General features: G+C 38.7%; 17 protein-coding genes. 14 read left to right on the forward strand and 3 right to left on the reverse strand.

Going from position 1 to position 15,685, the window contains the following annotated elements:
• From B7E04_RS21080 to proC, 3 genes are all read left to right on the forward strand, one after another.
• A complete protein-coding gene (locus B7E04_RS21080; RefSeq protein WP_080780484.1) occupies positions 1–1,149 on the forward strand; it encodes a cytochrome-c peroxidase in 1,149 nt (382 codons plus the stop codon).
• A 64-nt stretch (positions 1,150–1,213) separates the two neighbouring features.
• Positions 1,214–1,768 (forward strand): hypothetical protein, encoded by a 555-nt coding sequence (locus B7E04_RS21085; protein ID WP_080780485.1) that lies wholly within the window; start codon positions 1,214–1,216, stop codon positions 1,766–1,768.
• Positions 1,769–1,795: 27 nt separating this feature from the next.
• Entirely contained in the window at positions 1,796–2,599 is an 804-nt protein-coding gene (gene proC / locus B7E04_RS21090) for a pyrroline-5-carboxylate reductase (protein WP_080780486.1), read from the forward strand.
• On the opposite strand, the gene B7E04_RS21095 is transcribed toward proC, so the two are convergent.
• A complete protein-coding gene (locus B7E04_RS21095; RefSeq protein WP_080780487.1) occupies positions 2,580–3,002 on the reverse strand; it encodes a VanZ family protein in 423 nt (140 codons plus the stop codon). The two genes, proC and B7E04_RS21095, sit on opposite strands and share 20 nt — an antisense overlap.
• Before the next feature lie 55 nt (positions 3,003–3,057).
• Between B7E04_RS21095 and lnt the strand changes: the two genes are divergently transcribed.
• Positions 3,058–4,692, forward strand: coding sequence for an apolipoprotein N-acyltransferase (gene lnt / locus B7E04_RS21100; protein ID WP_080780488.1), 1,635 nt, complete (start codon positions 3,058–3,060; stop codon positions 4,690–4,692).
• 390 nt (positions 4,693–5,082) lie between these two features.
• Here lnt and B7E04_RS21105 read toward each other — a convergent pair whose 3' ends face one another.
• The gene (locus tag B7E04_RS21105) at positions 5,083–6,795 is read right to left on the reverse strand and encodes a T9SS type A sorting domain-containing protein (RefSeq protein WP_228440015.1); all 1,713 of its coding nucleotides are present in this window, start codon (positions 6,793–6,795) and stop codon (positions 5,083–5,085) included.
• 240 nt (positions 6,796–7,035) lie between these two features.
• On the opposite strand from B7E04_RS21105, the gene rpmB reads away from it, so the two are divergent.
• The 7 genes from rpmB (at position 7,036) to B7E04_RS21140 (ending at position 10,589) form a co-directional block, all read left to right on the forward strand.
• Entirely contained in the window at positions 7,036–7,278 is a 243-nt protein-coding gene (gene rpmB / locus B7E04_RS21110; RefSeq protein ID WP_002976757.1) for a 50S ribosomal protein L28, read from the forward strand.
• 6 nt (positions 7,279–7,284) lie between these two features.
• On the forward strand, positions 7,285–7,467 hold the full coding sequence (gene rpmG / locus B7E04_RS21115; RefSeq protein ID WP_062649719.1) for a 50S ribosomal protein L33: 183 nt from the start codon (positions 7,285–7,287) through the stop codon (positions 7,465–7,467).
• A gap of 20 nt (positions 7,468–7,487) precedes the next feature.
• Positions 7,488–7,640 carry a DUF4295 domain-containing protein gene (locus tag B7E04_RS21120; RefSeq protein ID WP_002976755.1) on the forward strand — a complete coding sequence of 51 codons (153 nt, stop codon included), beginning with the start codon at positions 7,488–7,490 and terminating at the stop codon, positions 7,638–7,640.
• An 83-nt stretch (positions 7,641–7,723) separates the two neighbouring features.
• A complete protein-coding gene (locus B7E04_RS21125) occupies positions 7,724–8,674 on the forward strand; it encodes an MBL fold metallo-hydrolase (RefSeq protein ID WP_080780489.1) in 951 nt (316 codons plus the stop codon).
• Positions 8,675–8,829: 155 nt separating this feature from the next.
• Positions 8,830–9,297 carry a RidA family protein gene (locus tag B7E04_RS21130; RefSeq protein ID WP_080780490.1) on the forward strand — a complete coding sequence of 156 codons (468 nt, stop codon included), beginning with the start codon at positions 8,830–8,832 and terminating at the stop codon, positions 9,295–9,297.
• A gap of 9 nt (positions 9,298–9,306) precedes the next feature.
• Positions 9,307–10,260 carry a signal recognition particle-docking protein FtsY gene (gene ftsY / locus B7E04_RS21135; protein WP_080780491.1) on the forward strand — a complete coding sequence of 318 codons (954 nt, stop codon included), beginning with the start codon at positions 9,307–9,309 and terminating at the stop codon, positions 10,258–10,260.
• A 68-nt stretch (positions 10,261–10,328) separates the two neighbouring features.
• Positions 10,329–10,589 carry a GlsB/YeaQ/YmgE family stress response membrane protein gene (locus B7E04_RS21140; protein ID WP_062649728.1) on the forward strand — a complete coding sequence of 87 codons (261 nt, stop codon included), beginning with the start codon at positions 10,329–10,331 and terminating at the stop codon, positions 10,587–10,589.
• Positions 10,590–10,666: 77 nt separating this feature from the next.
• Here the strand turns inward: B7E04_RS21140 and sppA are convergent, their stop codons facing one another.
• On the reverse strand, positions 10,667–12,421 hold the full coding sequence (gene sppA / locus B7E04_RS21145) for a signal peptide peptidase SppA (RefSeq protein ID WP_080780492.1): 1,755 nt from the start codon (positions 12,419–12,421) through the stop codon (positions 10,667–10,669).
• Positions 12,422–12,441: 20 nt separating this feature from the next.
• On the opposite strand from sppA, the gene folK reads away from it, so the two are divergent.
• The 3 genes from folK to B7E04_RS21160 all read left to right on the forward strand — a co-directional run bounded on the left by folK (position 12,442) and on the right by B7E04_RS21160 (position 15,582).
• Positions 12,442–12,858, forward strand: a complete 417-nt coding sequence (gene folK, locus B7E04_RS21150; RefSeq protein ID WP_080780493.1) for a 2-amino-4-hydroxy-6-hydroxymethyldihydropteridine diphosphokinase — start codon at positions 12,442–12,444, stop codon at positions 12,856–12,858.
• A gap of 18 nt (positions 12,859–12,876) precedes the next feature.
• Positions 12,877–13,986 carry a flagellar motor protein MotB gene (locus B7E04_RS21155; protein ID WP_080780494.1) on the forward strand — a complete coding sequence of 370 codons (1,110 nt, stop codon included), beginning with the start codon at positions 12,877–12,879 and terminating at the stop codon, positions 13,984–13,986.
• Positions 13,987–14,064: 78 nt separating this feature from the next.
• Positions 14,065–15,582 carry an OmpA family protein gene (locus B7E04_RS21160; RefSeq protein WP_080780765.1) on the forward strand — a complete coding sequence of 506 codons (1,518 nt, stop codon included), beginning with the start codon at positions 14,065–14,067 and terminating at the stop codon, positions 15,580–15,582.
• The last annotated feature ends 103 nt before the right edge of the window (positions 15,583–15,685 follow it).

Below are 15,685 nucleotides of genomic sequence, written 5' to 3' on the forward strand. Positions count from 1 at the left end.
ATGAAAAGAGGTTTATATTGGGTTTTAGGATTAGTTTTATTGGTATTGTGGAGTTTTACCGCCAAAGTCAATCAGGATCTTTCGAATATTCAGGATCCCGGTATTGAAGATATTGTAAAAAGCTACAAGAAAGCAATTGCAGACTGGCCAAAACCTGATATAGATTATGGAGTGCAATGGAAAGAATTTGCCCCAATTAAAAATGATACCGCTTTTTTTACCGAGCAGGATAAACCTAATGTTATTTTAGGTAAAATGCTTTTTTTCGATCCGAAATTATCCAAATCAAGCCAGGTTTCCTGCAGCTCATGCCACGATCCGGAAATGGGCTGGTCAGACCGGAGACGTGTTGCTTTAGGAAGTGACCATCTTTTAGGAAACAGAAATTCTATCTCTCTTTATAATATTGCAGAACGCCAGTCGTTTTTCTGGGACGGAAGGGCCAAAACCCTTGAAGAGCAGGCAGCAGGTCCTCTTGGGGCACACCATGAAATGGCAATGGATGTAAAAACCTTACCTGCAAAAATACAGGCTGTAAAAGGCTACACAGAGCTTTTCAAAAAAGCATACGGAACAGACCAGGTAACTTACGACAGAATTGTAAAAGCCATTGCTGATTTTCAGAAAACCATAAAAAGCCAGCCCAGCCGCTTCGACAGGTTTCTGGAAGGAAAATACAATGCTTTATCAGACGAAGAAATTTACGGCATGCACATTTTCCGTACAAAAGCCCGCTGCATGAACTGTCATAACGGACAATACCTTACTGACGAATCTTTCCACAATATCGGGCTTACCTATTATAAAAAGAAATACCAGGATCTGGGATTGTATGAGATTACAAAAAAAACTGAAGATGTGGGTAAATTCAGAACCCCGCAATTAAGAGATCTGATGCTTACACAACCTTGGATGCACAACGGGCTGTTCAATGATCTTGAAGGAGTTGTGAATATTTACAACAGCGGAATGCACCAGCTGGATCCTACCCCCGAGAAAAAGAAACTGGACCCCATGCACCCTGTAACTGATCCCTTATTAAAACCTCTGAACTTAACGAAAGAAGAAACCAAAGCTCTCGTTTCTTTCCTTGAATCTCTTTCGGGAACAAAATTTAAAATGAGACGGCCGGAATTTCCGACTGAGTAGATTTAAACTGTATTCCGTTCTTATTTGGTTAAATAGTTTTATTTTAGCTGAAAATATTGGGATTATGGCTAAAAAGTACTCAGAAAAGGAATTTAAAAAACTAATTCAAAAGCATATCCGGAATATTGATTTTGTGAAAGTTACTCTTAATGATGATTCTGCGATTTATGGTTTTATTGTCAAGTTTTCCGATGAATTTCTAATGATTGAAGAGTCGAATGATTTCTCGTTGGCAGGAACTAAAATTGTTCCCTACCACAGAATCCGAGGTATCCGGAACAATATGTATGACAAGGTTTCCAAGGCCATTTATGTAAGTGAAAAGCTGATTCAATTTAATCAGGATATTATTGATAAAACGAATTTAGACAACGCAGAAGCTCTTTTTAAATCTATCAAAAAACAGAATTTCCACTGCATCGTTGAAAGTTCAAAAAATAAAAAATTCTTATTTTCAATTGGTGAAATTTTAGAAGTCACCAGTAAATCGGTCCTCATAAGCAACTACGACCCGGCAGGCAGAATTAATAAAAACCCCAAAAAGATTTCTTTTAAAAATATAGATCTTATTAATTTCAATGACAACTATTCTAAAGTTTTCAGAAAATATCTGAAATAAAAACACCTATAAACAAAGAACACAGATATGAAAATAGCTATTCTCGGAGCCGGCAATATGGGACTTTCTTTCTCAAAATCATTTTTAAAATATGAGCTGATCAAGCCGGAACACCTCCACCTGATCACCCGAAGCCAGGCTAAAATTTCAAAAATCGCCGAAGATTTTCCAAAATCTAAGATTTCCACTTTTGAAGAAACCAAAAACCTGGATGCCGATCTTATTATTGTTGCCGTAAAACCTCAGGATTTTCAACATGTAGCCCAGAATTTTCAATTTACATTACAAGAAAACCAGATGGTACTTTCCATTATGGCCGGAATTAAAATCGAAAAAATCCAGAAACTACTAAACCATCCTCTCGTGGTAAGGGCCATGCCGAACTCTCCTACCCTTCTGGGAATGGGAATTACGGGGTATACCGCAGCAAACGGCATTTCTTTCAGCCAGCTGATCAATGTTGAAAGATTACTGAACAGCACCGGAAGATCCGTTTACCTAGAAGACGAAAATCTGCTGGACGGTGTTACGGCACTTTCAGGAAGCGGACCGGCATATTTCTATTACATCATCGATGCCATGATCAAAGCCGGGGTAGACATGGGTATTGAAGAGAACCTTTCCCAACTTTTCGTGAAACAGACCATGCTGGGTGCCTATCACCTGATCAATAATTCTGACAAAAGCCTTGAAGAGCTTATTAAAGACGTAGCTTCCAAAGGCGGAACTACTGAAGCTGCCTTAAAAACATTTGAAGACAAAAGTTTTAAAGAAATTCTGAAAAGCGGAATTCTCAACGCCGAAAAGCGTGCTAAAGAATTAAACGGCTAAACCTCCTTTCAATCAAGCGACGGAGGAGCCATCCGAGATAAACCCCGAAGGTATTTAAAATAATATCATCCACCTCAAATATGCCCATTCTGGTAAAATATTGAAGTGCTTCAATGATAATAATGGTAGAAACAAAGGAATAAAGCAGTGTTTTCAGATCTTCCAGCCGATGGAAAATCCAGCCCAGAAACCCGAATGGCATAAACATAATGATATTTCCCAAAACAATAATGATAATAGACCTCGGGTCAATACTGTTATGAATAAACTCCAGTGTGGAAAAAACGGGCTTTATGGTGATCTGATGATCTTCATACTGAAACCTGCCCATTCCTAAAAACATGAGGTAAAGCAAAAACAACGTATACGGTACAATAGTAATTTTATAAAATTTCTTTAACATCCCGTACAAATTTATTCAATTCAAAAACATTAAATTTGTGTGTTAAATTAATTTAATGAAATACGTTTTACTTACGCTCATTTCAGCAATGCTGCTGTCTGTTTCGTGGCCTACCTATGGTGTTCCGTTTTTTATATTCATTGCTCTTGTTCCTTTGTTGATGATGGAGCACGGCATATCAAAATTTTCATCATACAAAAGAAAAAGCTGGATGGTCTTCGGGCTTTCCTATCTTTGTTTCATTATCTGGAATATCGTCACCACAGGCTGGCTGTACGGTTCTAAAAACCCTGATGGAAGCCACTCCATGATGGCCGTGGTCTTTCCGGTCCTTGTGAATTCCTTTTTATATTCGCTTGTTTTCCAATGCTATCATTGGTATAAAAATGCACAGGGAACCTATTGGGGACTGGGATTCCTGATCGCCATCTGGATGAGTTTTGAAAAATTCCACCTGAACTGGGAGCTTACATGGCCGTGGCTGAATTTAGGAAACGTATTTTCAGATTATCCTAAACTAATACAGTGGTATGATACATTGGGAGCCACCGGCGGAAGCTTCTGGATCTTAGTCATCAATGTTTTAATTTTCTATACCATAAGGACATGGGAAGCAGGAAGAAAACGAAAAGACCTGATCAGAAATATTTCTATGGTTGCAGCTTTAATTGTCCTTCCTATGATTATTTCACTGGTTAAATACAATAACTTTGATGAAAAGCCATCCGGACAGGTTAATGTACTGATGCTGCAGCCTGATCTTGATCCTTATGCTGAAAAGTATTCAAAAGACAGCCTGACCATTGAAAATGACCTGCTGGCTTTAGCCGAAAGCAACTCAAAAGGAAAAATCGATTATTATATTGCCCCGGAAACAGCACTTCCCGGAAGAGGATCGATCTCTGAAACCGCTTTCGAAAAGAGTCTTCTTTTAAACAATATCAAAAGCTTTTTAGCCCAACATCCCGGATCTGTTTTTGCTACCGGAATTTCTTCGCACCGTTTTTATAAAACCCAGGAAAGCATTCCTAAAGAAGCCTATCAGATCAATCCCGACCTCTGGGTTGAAAGCTACAACACAGCCATTCAGCTTGCCCCGGAGCAGAAGGTTCAGGTTTATCACAAAGGAAAGCTGGTGCCTGGTGTTGAGATCTTCCCTTATATGAGTGTTTTAAAACCTCTTCTGGGTGATGCCATGATTAATCTCGGCGGAACTGTCGCTTCCCTGGGAACAGATAAGGAAAGAAAATCATTTTCAAACCCTTACAACAAAGGCAGAATGGCACCTGTCATCTGCTATGAAAGCATTTATGGCGAATTCACAACGGATTACGTGAAAAAAGGGGCCAATTTCTTAGGAATCGTGACCAATGATTCATGGTGGGGTGTTACGGAAGGCCACAAACAGCTTTTGTCTTACGCAAAACTGAGGGCTATTGAGACCAGAAGGGAAATTGCCCGAGCCGCCAACAGTGGTATATCTGCCCACATCAACGCCAAAGGGGAAATAGAAAGCGATACATTCTATGGAGATAAAACAACCCTGTTTGCAAAAGTAAACCTGTATGAAACCATGACCTTCTATACAAGAGCCGGTGATCTTTTATCGAGGTTTTCTATTTTTGCTTTAGGATTTTTATTATTTTACTTCCTGATTGAAAAATTCAGACATAGGATTAAAAAGGCATAGATGCTCATTAAACACAAATAACACCAATGATTTTCACAAATAACCACCATCATCTGTGAAAATCAGTGCGATCTGCGGGAAAAATTTAACCACAAAAACGTCACAAAAGTTTTAACACTTAAGTTATTTTGAAGTTTAATAGTAGAATGCGTAGAAGTACACATAAGCTTTAGAAAAAATCAAAGATTTTATATTAATAATCCCACAAACATCCGTGAAAATCTGTGGCATATTTTTTTTTAACATAAAAGTCTTTTCAGCCCATTTGCAAATTCGCCTTTTCGCCCATTTGCCTCCTTAGCTTCCTTAGCCTTTAAAAAAAACATCACAATAAAAAACGAAAAAGCCAGCTGGACACTGGCTTTTCTTTAACTAATAGAACGATTCAATTTATTTAATCATCAGTTTCTGAGTGGTTATTTCGTTTTTAGTTTTCAGTTTTAGCAGATAAACTCCTTTCGGAAGATGAGTCACATTGATTGATTGGTCATTATTTAAAACGGCATTCAGCTTTTTACCGTCCATCGCATAAATTTCAGCTTCTAAAACCTTTTCGCCCTTGATAAATACTTTTTCAGAGGCCGGGTTCGGATAAATCGAAATTCCTGTGTTAACTTTTACATCTCTTGTTCCTAATGTATTCTGAACGGAAGCATCGGAAAATACTTTTGAAGCATCTATGGATCTTACACTCCAGTATACATTCTGAACAGAAGGATCCAGATCCAGAAACCATGAAGGCGTTGTTACGGTATATTTTGCGATATCAGCCAAACCGGGTGCGGACCCTACTTTAATTTCGTACTGAAGTGCGTTCACCGGGGTTTTATCATCCGAAGCGCCGCTCCATGAAAATTTAAAACGGTTTCCGGTTTTTGTGAGATTAAGGACTGCAGGAGGTACAGGTTTCAGATTAACTTCCGTAGAAGTATTTTTGAAAATTTTGGTAAGTGAAGGCATGCCCGGATCTGCCCAATCAAATCCGGCCAATAAAACATCCAGACGGTGGTCATTGTCAAAGTCAAGTAGATTCACAAAACCCGGCCCTCCTAAAGTATGCAGACCTGTAGGTATATTTTCAGTAAAATTCTGAGTTGAAGGATTATATAAGAAGGTTTTTACAACCGCATTCATATCTTCATCATTTCCGGATACGATAAAATCATAGTATCCGTCATTATTGACATCACCGGTGCTTACCGACGAATCTGCAATTTCCGGAATATTGATTCTTTGTTCGGTCAGGCTTCCGGTTCCGTCGTTCATCAGAACTGCCAGATACCCGGTATAATTACTGTCCTGCCCGGAGATCACAACATCCTGGTAGCCATCCGCATTAAAATCTGCAACATCCATTTTTCCACTTGTCAGGGCCGTAAGATCCTGCGAAAGTGTCAATGTCCCCGATTGGTTCAGATATACCTTACAAACCGGAATATCATCCTGGGCATTTCCTAAAATAACAAGATCCAAAAGATTGTCATTATTAAGATCTATCATTTTGAAACTGCCGTTTTGTGTTCCCGGCTGCCATCCGTCAGAGATTTCAAAAGCAGTTCCGGTATTTCTGTAAAAATCGATATTGTTAACAAACCCAACCCCATCTACATACTGCGTTCCATTAATGGCATAATCAATCTTACCATCATTATTAAAATCAAAACTTTCAAGGGATCCGTAGATTTTTCCGGCAAGTTCAGCCTGTTTTGTAAAACCTGTTCCGGTATTGCGGAATCTGTAGTGTTTATAGTTTACAATATCATTATAGCTTAATCCTGTAGAGATAATATCCAGAAGACCATCATTATCAAAATCCATGAATTTTATGTCTCCAAGATGGGTAGCATTAACTCCCAGATCGGCATAAGGCACCAGTGAAGTTCCGTTATTTTTATATACTTCATTAAAAGAAGTGTCCACGTTACCGTCACCGTCAGAATCGATAGCTCCGTTGATCACCACATCCGGCTTCCCGTCCTTATCCATATCGGCTGCGTGTGCCGATGCGTAATAAAAATTTTTCATCCCGGTTTGAACTTCTGTGTAATCCTGAGCCATCAGACCTACAGGAAGCATAGATAAAAGAATACAGATCCTCTTCATATTATTTTTATTTAGATTAATTAAAAACAAAGGTAGTCTATTCAGATTTGCTTTTCAAATAAACGGTACATGAAATATATCAGCCACTTGCCTGAGCCTATTCCGGGATTTCTTTTATTTTAAAAATCATGATTATTAATCAGCCAGTTATTTTCAAATATTTTCCAAAAGATTTGTCTATCTAAAAAATTCTTCGTTATTTTGCACTCTCAAATATTATACAAATAAGAACATCGAGATATGTCAAGAATTTGCCAAATAACAGGAAAGCGTGCAATGGTTGGTAACAACGTTTCTCACGCTAATAACAAAACGAAGCGTCGTTTTGAAATTAACTTATTAGAGAAGAAGTTTTACCTTCCGGAGCAAGATAAGCACGTAACACTGAAAGTATCAGCTCATGGATTGAGAGTGATTAACAAGATTGGAATCGAAGAAGCTATTGAAAGAGCTACTAGAAACGGATTGATTAAAAAGAATTAATAAATCATGGCAAAAAAAGGAAACAGAGTTCAAGTAATTCTTGAATGTACAGAGCACAAGGAAAGCGGAATGCCAGGAATGTCAAGATACATTTCTACTAAAAATAAAAAGAACACTACTGAGAGATTGGAATTGAAAAAATTCAATCCTGTTCTTAAGAAAGTAACAGTTCACAAAGAAATCAAGTAATTTATAAAATATAATTTACCATGGCAAAGAAAGTAGTAGCAACCCTACAAAGTGGTCAGTCAAAAAAAATGACTAAAGTTGTGAAAATGGTTAAGTCATCTAAGTCAGGTGCTTACGTTTTCGAAGAAAAAGTAATGAATGCAGACGAAGTAGACGGTTATTTGAAGAAATAATCCCCGCTTTATTTACAATATAAAAAACTACTCATATTTTGGGTAGTTTTTTTGCATATATTAGTTTCCTAAAATCGCAAAAAATGAAGCAGTTATTCATTCTGTTGCTCGGTATTGCCTGCCAGATCTGCCCATCACAAACTGTTCAGAATAAACACAGGTCTGCAAAGGGAGTAAAACTTATTGTATTGGGAAACGTGCAGGATGCGGGCTCACCACAGATCGGCTGTCAAAAGGCATGCTGTGCAGATCTCTGGAAACATCCTCAGCAGGATAGAAAAGTAGCTTCCATAGGCGTAACGGATTATGATTTACAGAAAACCTATATTTTCGATGCTACTCCGGACTTCACCCAACAGGTTCAGTTGCTGCATGAACATGCAGGTACCCCGAAAAAGACCGCTCCTGATGGGATCTTTATTACCCATGCTCACATTGGCCATTATACAGGGCTTATGTATTTAGGAAAAGAAGGAATGAATTCTAAAAATGTTCCGGTATACACTATGCCAGAACTCAAAGCATTTTTTGAAAACAACGGCCCCTGGTCTCAATTAGTAAAACTTAATAATATTTCGCTCCGGGAAATGCAGAATGAAGCCCCCGTACAACTCAGTACAAACCTGGAAGTAACTCCGGTACAGGTACCACACCGTGATGAATACTCAGAAACGGTTGGCTATCTCATTAAAGGTCCGCACAAAAAAGCGCTCTTTATTCCGGACATCGACAAATGGAATAAGTGGAAACACAATATTACAGATTTTATCAAAAACGTGGATTATGCTTTTCTTGACGGTACCTTTTATGATGCAGAAGAAGTAGGAAACCGAAATCTGGCAGACATCCCCCACCCTTTCATTACAGAAAGCATGGAAGCTTTTAAAAATTTACCTCAAAAAGAAAGAAAAAAAATCTTCTTTATTCATTTCAACCACACCAATAAGCTACTGCAACCAGACAGTGAACAGAGCAGACAGGTTTTAGAACGAGGCTTCAATATCGCAAGGTTAGGTGAAGAAGTAGAACTCTGATAACCGGGTATATAAATTTCGGTTGCTGAAAAAGCAGGACAAGTATTAAAAATCATCTGTTCTTTAGATGCAATATAAAACGAACCGCTTATATTTTGGGTAGTTTTTTTGTTATCTTTGTTCACCAGATTACTAATCAATTAAATATCCTGCAGATGAAAAAGATTTTGATCCTGGTTTTTACCGTATTTTTTCTATTTTCATTCAGTCAGAAAAAGATGAGTCAGGCAGAATACAAAAACTCAGCTGAGGTTTTTACCATCAAAGGGCTTTCACAATCAACAAGTGTTGACTGTGGATCGTCTAAAATGATTTTTCTGTCCGGACAGGTACCGCTGGATAAAGCCGGCCATCTTGTAGGAAACGACGTTGAAAAACAGACGGAGCAGGTTTTTAAAAACATTGAAAGTATCCTGAAAGAATATGGAGCTACAGGAAAAGACATTATAAAACTGGGAATCTTTATTACGGATATATCCAAAACACCGGATTTCAGAAAAATACGTGACTTATACATCAACCTTGAAAACCCTCCTGTGAGCAGCCTTGTGGAAGTAAGCCGCCTCTTCAGAGATGATGTGCTTATAGAAGTAGAAGCCACGGCAGTTATAAAAAATAAATAAGAATAAACTATGAGTTGGTTTAAAAATATTTTCAAAAAAGAAGAAAAAGAAACATTAGACAAAGGCCTGGAAAAATCCAGCCAGGGTTTCTTTGAAAAAATGACGAAGGCCGTAGTCGGTAAAAGTAAAGTAGATGATGAAGTACTGGATAATCTTGAAGAAATTCTGATTGCTTCTGATGTAGGCGCATCTACAACCATCAAAATCATAGAAAGGATTGAAGAACGTGTAGCCCGTGATAAATATGTGGGCGTAGGGGAACTTGACAATATTCTGCGGGAAGAAATTTCAGGCCTGCTTCTTGAAAACCCTCACGCAGGTACAGGAAATATTGACACAACCAAAAAGCCTTACGTCATCATGGTAGTGGGTGTAAACGGTGTGGGAAAAACAACCACGATCGGTAAACTGGCTCACCAGTTTAAATCTGAAGGAAAAAAAGTAGTCCTTGGAGCAGGAGATACCTTCAGAGCAGCGGCAGTAGACCAGCTGACCATCTGGAGCGAAAGAGTAGGCGTTCCGATTGTAAAGCAGGAAATGGGTTCCGATCCTGCTTCTGTAGCTTTCGATACGGTACAGAGCGCTGTAGCCCAAAATGCAGATGTAGTGATCATTGACACAGCGGGAAGACTTCATAATAAGATTAACCTGATGAACGAGCTTTCCAAGATCAAAAGAGTAATGCAGAAAGTGATTCCTGATGCCCCTCACGAGATCCTTCTGGTTCTTGACGGTTCCACAGGACAAAATGCATTTGAGCAGGCAAAACAGTTTACCGCAGCCACGGAAGTGAATGCCCTGGCCGTGACAAAGCTTGACGGAACAGCCAAAGGAGGAGTAGTGATCGGTATATCAGATCAGTTTCAGATTCCTGTAAAATATATTGGTGTAGGTGAAAAAATGCAGGACCTTCAGCTTTTCAATGGTACGGAATTTGTTGACTCATTTTTCAAGAAAAGATGATTTATATCATGTTTTCCCTTAACTTAGCAAAACAACAATAAATATTAACACTTAAAAAATTTGCAACTATGGGAATTTTAACATGGATTATATTCGGACTGCTGGCTGGAGCCATCGCAAAAATGATTATGCCCGGTAACCAGGGAGGCGGCTGGCTGATCACTATTATTCTGGGAATCATTGGAGCATTCGTTGGAGGTGCTATTGGAGTGTACATCCTTCACTGGGGAGACGTTACTTCATTCTGGAATCCAAGAAGCTGGATTCTGGCTATTGGAGGCGCTTTGATTGTTCTCTGGATTTACGGAATGGCCACAAAGAAAAGTTAAACGTACAGTTTTAATAAAAAAATAAAATCCCGGATCTGAAATTCAGATCCGGGATTTTCTGTACAATATAATTTAGTTTAGTTGATTTTAATCTGGTAAGGCATTTCCATCTTCACTTCAGACTGCAGCTTTTCATTGGTGATCTGCTGAAGGATCTCATAGTTGGCTTTTCCTATTTTATTTTTAATGATCCTTGCTGAAACATCTTCTTCATTAAGATCTTTAAAGATCTGTTCAAATGGTGTCATTCTCTTCGGATAAGAGGACACATGGTAAGATTTTAAACCTGCTTTCTGAGCGGCAAATTTTACAGCGTCATTCAATGTACCCAATTCGTCTACAAGACCAATCTGCTTGGCACGAACTCCACTCCATACTCTTCCCCCTCCTACACTATCGATCTGCTCGAAAGTCTGCTTTCTGTTCTGGGTTACAAAATGTACAAATCTTTTATATGTTCCCTCCACACTTCTTGTAATCAGATTGACCCCGTAAGGTGTAACCCCGTTTAAAGCAGAATAATACTGGGAATTTGCATTGGTAGCCACAATATCTGAACGGATTCCGTTTTTATTGGCAATATCTTTATAATAAGGAATCACTCCGAAAACGCCGATGGAACCAGTAAGTGTATTAGGCTCTGAATAGATCTTATCTGCAGCCATCGCAATATAATATCCTCCTGAAGCGGCATAGTCGCCAAAAGAAACCACCAGAGGCTTTTTCTTTTTCAGCTGCTGCAACTCAAATAAAATTTCATCTGAAGCATTGGCACTTCCTCCCGGAGAATTGATTCTGAAAACAACAGCCTTCACTTTATCATCATTCTGAAGATCCTTGATGTATTTGATGTACTTCTCGGAATAGATCTCGTTATACCCATCTCCATTATTAATTCCACCTGAAGCATATAATATAGCCACTTTCTCTCCCGCCTGGTCCTCTCCTTCGTATGAGCTGATATAACCGGCTAATGAAACTTTATTCAGTTTTTCTTTTTCTTTAAGGCTCAGCTTAGACTTGATCATCTGATCGTATTCTGTTTTCTGGATCAGTTTGTCGGCCAGTTTATATTTTAATCCCAATTCAGGAATCATTCCATATAAACTGTCTACAACCGTTCTGAACTGTGCCGTATCAATTTTTCTAGACACTGCCATTTTGGTAGATGTATTTTTCCAGATATCATTTAAAAGAGTGCTGAGCTGCTCTTTATTTTCCGGAGAAATATCATTTCTTAAAAACGGCTCTACGGCAGATTTGAACTTTCCATGTCTGATCACTTCTATGCCGATGCCATATTTATCTGCAAAATCTTTAAAAAATGCCACTTCGGTAGCCAGACCTTTTAATTCTATCATTCCTGACGGATTAAGATAATACTGATCCGCCACTGATCCCAAATAATAAGCAGACTGCGAAACCGCATTTCCGTAAGCATAAACAAATTTTCCGCTCTTTTTAAAATCTTCAATCGCATTCCTGATATCATCAATCTGGGTCATCCCGGCATGCAGGTCATCTGCTTCAATACTGATTCCTTTTATATTATCATCAGTCTTGGCTTTTTTAATAGCTTCCAGTACATCATATAGAAGAACACTTTTATTTTTGTCGCCGATGTTGAACAGTCCCCCTTCTTCTTCAGTAGGGCTGTCCAATATATTAGTTTTTAAATTAATCGTCAGAACAGAGTTCTTTTTCACAGAAACGGATTTATCATTCCCCATGGAACTGAACACCATCATCATAATGAAAAAGACGAAAAATACCGCACATAATAGGACAATTGCCACTATATTTGCCAATACATTTTTAAAGAAACTTCTCATAAATCAATCAATTTTTCAATATGTCGCAGCATAGGGTCGTTTTGTTACTAGGAAGTAACCTCGGAGATCAAAAAAAAAATTTAGAGCTTGCCCTGCAGAAAATAAGGGATGGCGGAAACGAAATATCACAAACCAGCGATTTTTTGTTAACAGACCCTGTAGAATTTGTCAGTTCTAATATTTTTTGTAATATTGCATCAGTAATATTCACGCATCTTTCTCCAGTTCAACTGCTTGATTTTATTAAAAATATAGAAATTGAGATGGGAAGAATTGATGATTCAAAAGCATCAGGGGGTTATAGCGACAGAATAATAGATATTGACATCATTAAGTATAACAATTTGATTTTTAAATCAGAAAGATTAGAAATACCTCATCAAAAACATCTGTTTGAAAGGGAATTTTCTAGAATATTATTGAAAGATTTTATCTAAATAAAACATAAAACATATATGAAATTAGGTTTATTATTATTGGCCGCACTGCCTATCGCGACTTACGCACAGGACAGTATCTCAGTAAGCTCTTCTGCTGATTATCCTAATACTTTCTCTTCAGGTTCCGCTAATGTTCAGCGTTTTGACAACAAAGCCAGACGTTTTAATGACTGGTCTATCTCCGTTGGAGGAGGTGCTGCATTCATGGCGCATTCTGATCTTACGTCTTTTTATGACAAAAAAGTAAACTGGGGGTACAATGCTTATGTAAGTATTGATAAGCAGATTTCTCATGTCTTTGGACTGAGCCTTATCTATCAGAGAGGAGAAACGAAACAGAAAGGAAAACTGGATGGAGCTGCAGGAGTTGCCGGGGGCGTTGCTACAGCAACAACCAAGTATAACCAGGTTGCTTTAATGGGAGATGTTAACTTTTCCAACCTTTTGAGAAGAGTAGACAACCATTCTCCTTACAGATGGGCGTTCCACGGATATGCAGGTCTTGGGTTCCAGGGATATGACACCTCACTTCATGATGCTAATGAGTACAGATGGAGCGAAGCCCCTAAAAGAGTTCCTTTATTTATTAAACAGGATTTCGACATCAACTCTCTATTTTATCAGTTCGGTATAGGATTGAAATACAAAGTTTCCAAGCTTATCGACATCGAGGCCAGAACCATGTATGTAATCTCCGGTGATGATGAATTTGATGGAGGCGGATGGGCTGAAGCCAACGACTACGATCCTACTACTGCAGGTTCCAAATACAACATGATCAGTGATTCCAGATCAGATAATGCATGGACCGTAAATTTAGGACTTACCTTCAAGCTAGGAAAACATGAATCTCACTTAGCATGGCATGATCCACTTCAGGAAGCTTACTACAGAACCAGTGTTCTGGAAAATGCATCTCAGGATCTTGTAGTATGTGAAAAAGGTGACGCTGATAATGACGGAGTATGCGATGATTGGGACAGACAGCTTGATACTCCTGCAGGCGCAAGAGTAGATGGTGCCGGTGTTGCTTTGGATATGGACCTTGATGGTGTTATCGATTTATATGACAAATGCGTAACTGTTCCCGGGCCTGTTGAAAACAACGGATGTCCTACTAAATAATACACACAAATAAGAAAGCAGTTGAAAGACTGCTTTCTTTGATAAAAGAAAAAAAATTTTTTAATACATAAATACATGATGAAATTAAATTTAGCTGCTGCTGCATTAGCAATGGCAATTCCCTTTGCTGGCTATGCACAGGATTCAACAGCAGTTTCCACAGGAGAATACCCGAATACGTTTTCTTCCGGTTCTGCCAATGTTTCCCCATTTACGAACAAATCAAAAAGATTTAATGACTGGTCTGTATCAGCGGGTGCTGGTGTACCCTTAATGCAGTCTTCCGACCTGACCTCTATTAAGAACGGAAACGGTAAGAACCTTTTCGGATACTCTGCTTATGTGAGTATTGATAAGGCGATCACTCATGCATTCGGTTTGAAATTACAGTATGACAGAGGTGAAACTAGACAGGGATGGTTCAATACCAAAGATGCTGCCCCGGATGCAAAAGCTGTAGGTGCAAGAACCCAGTATGATGCCATCTCTTTATTAGGAGATATCAACTTCTCAAATCTTTTGAGAAGAGTAGACAACCACTCTCCTTACAGATGGGCTATTCACGGGTATGCAGGTATTGGTACCATAGCATACAGAGCGTATCAGAAAACCAGCAAAGGACAACAATTGATGACAGAAGTTGAGCCATTCAAGCTGGGATCCATGTTTATGCAGGCTGGTACAGGGGTGAAATACAAAATCAACAACAGAATTGACCTTGAAGGTAGATTAATGTATGTAGTAACCGGTGATGATGAATTCGACGGAGGCGGTGACAAATACAGCGCAGTCAACAGACGTGAAGAGCAGGTATCTGATAACTTCTTCAATGCTACTTTAGGTATTTCACTAAAATTAGGAAAACACGAGTCTCATTTAATGTGGCACGACCCGCTTCAGGAAATCTATTACAAACTTGATGTTCTGGCTAACAAAAACCAGGATATTGAGGTATGCAAAAGAGGAGATCTTGATAAGGATGCCATCTGTGACGATTGGGACAGACAGCTTGATACTCCTGCAGGTGCAAGAGTGGACGGTGCCGGTGTAGCTCTTGATACTGATCTTGACGGAGTAATTGACCTTTACGATAAATGTGTAACAGTTCCTGGACCTGTTGAAAACAACGGATGTCCGGTAGTAAAAAAAGTTGACAACAATCAAACGGCTGTTGAAATAGAACAAAATCTTAAGGATATATACTTCAATTTCAACAAAGCAACCATCAGACCTGAATCTAATGATAAATTAGACCTTGCTGCAAAAATCATTAATGATAAAGGAGGTAATTACCTGTTAACGGGGCATACTGATATTAAAGGAAATGCTGCCTATAACCTAAAGCTGTCACAAGAAAGAGCCGCTGCTGTAGTAGCCGCTTTGGAAAGCAGAGGGGTTAACCAGAATGTCTTAAAATCCAAAGGGGTAGGTTCCGCAGAAGCTGTAGTTCCTGCAACAGCCTCTGATGCTGAAAGACTGGCCGACAGAAAAGTTACGGTGCGTTTTATAGAAAGTTCAGACTGGGATTCTATCAAAAAGAAAGATTTTGAAGATGCTCCTGCGAAGAAGCCGATTAAAAAGAAGAAGAAGAAATAATAAAATTTCTTACATCAATATTAACCGAAAAGTTCAATTCTTTTCGGTTATTTTTTTCTACTACCGAATATTTTACCTACCTTTATATTATTTTTCAGATCAA

The sequence above is a fragment of the Chryseobacterium phocaeense genome (genome assembly GCF_900169075.1).
In the GTDB taxonomy this organism is placed as follows: Bacteria; Bacteroidota; Bacteroidia; order Flavobacteriales; family Weeksellaceae; genus Chryseobacterium; species Chryseobacterium phocaeense.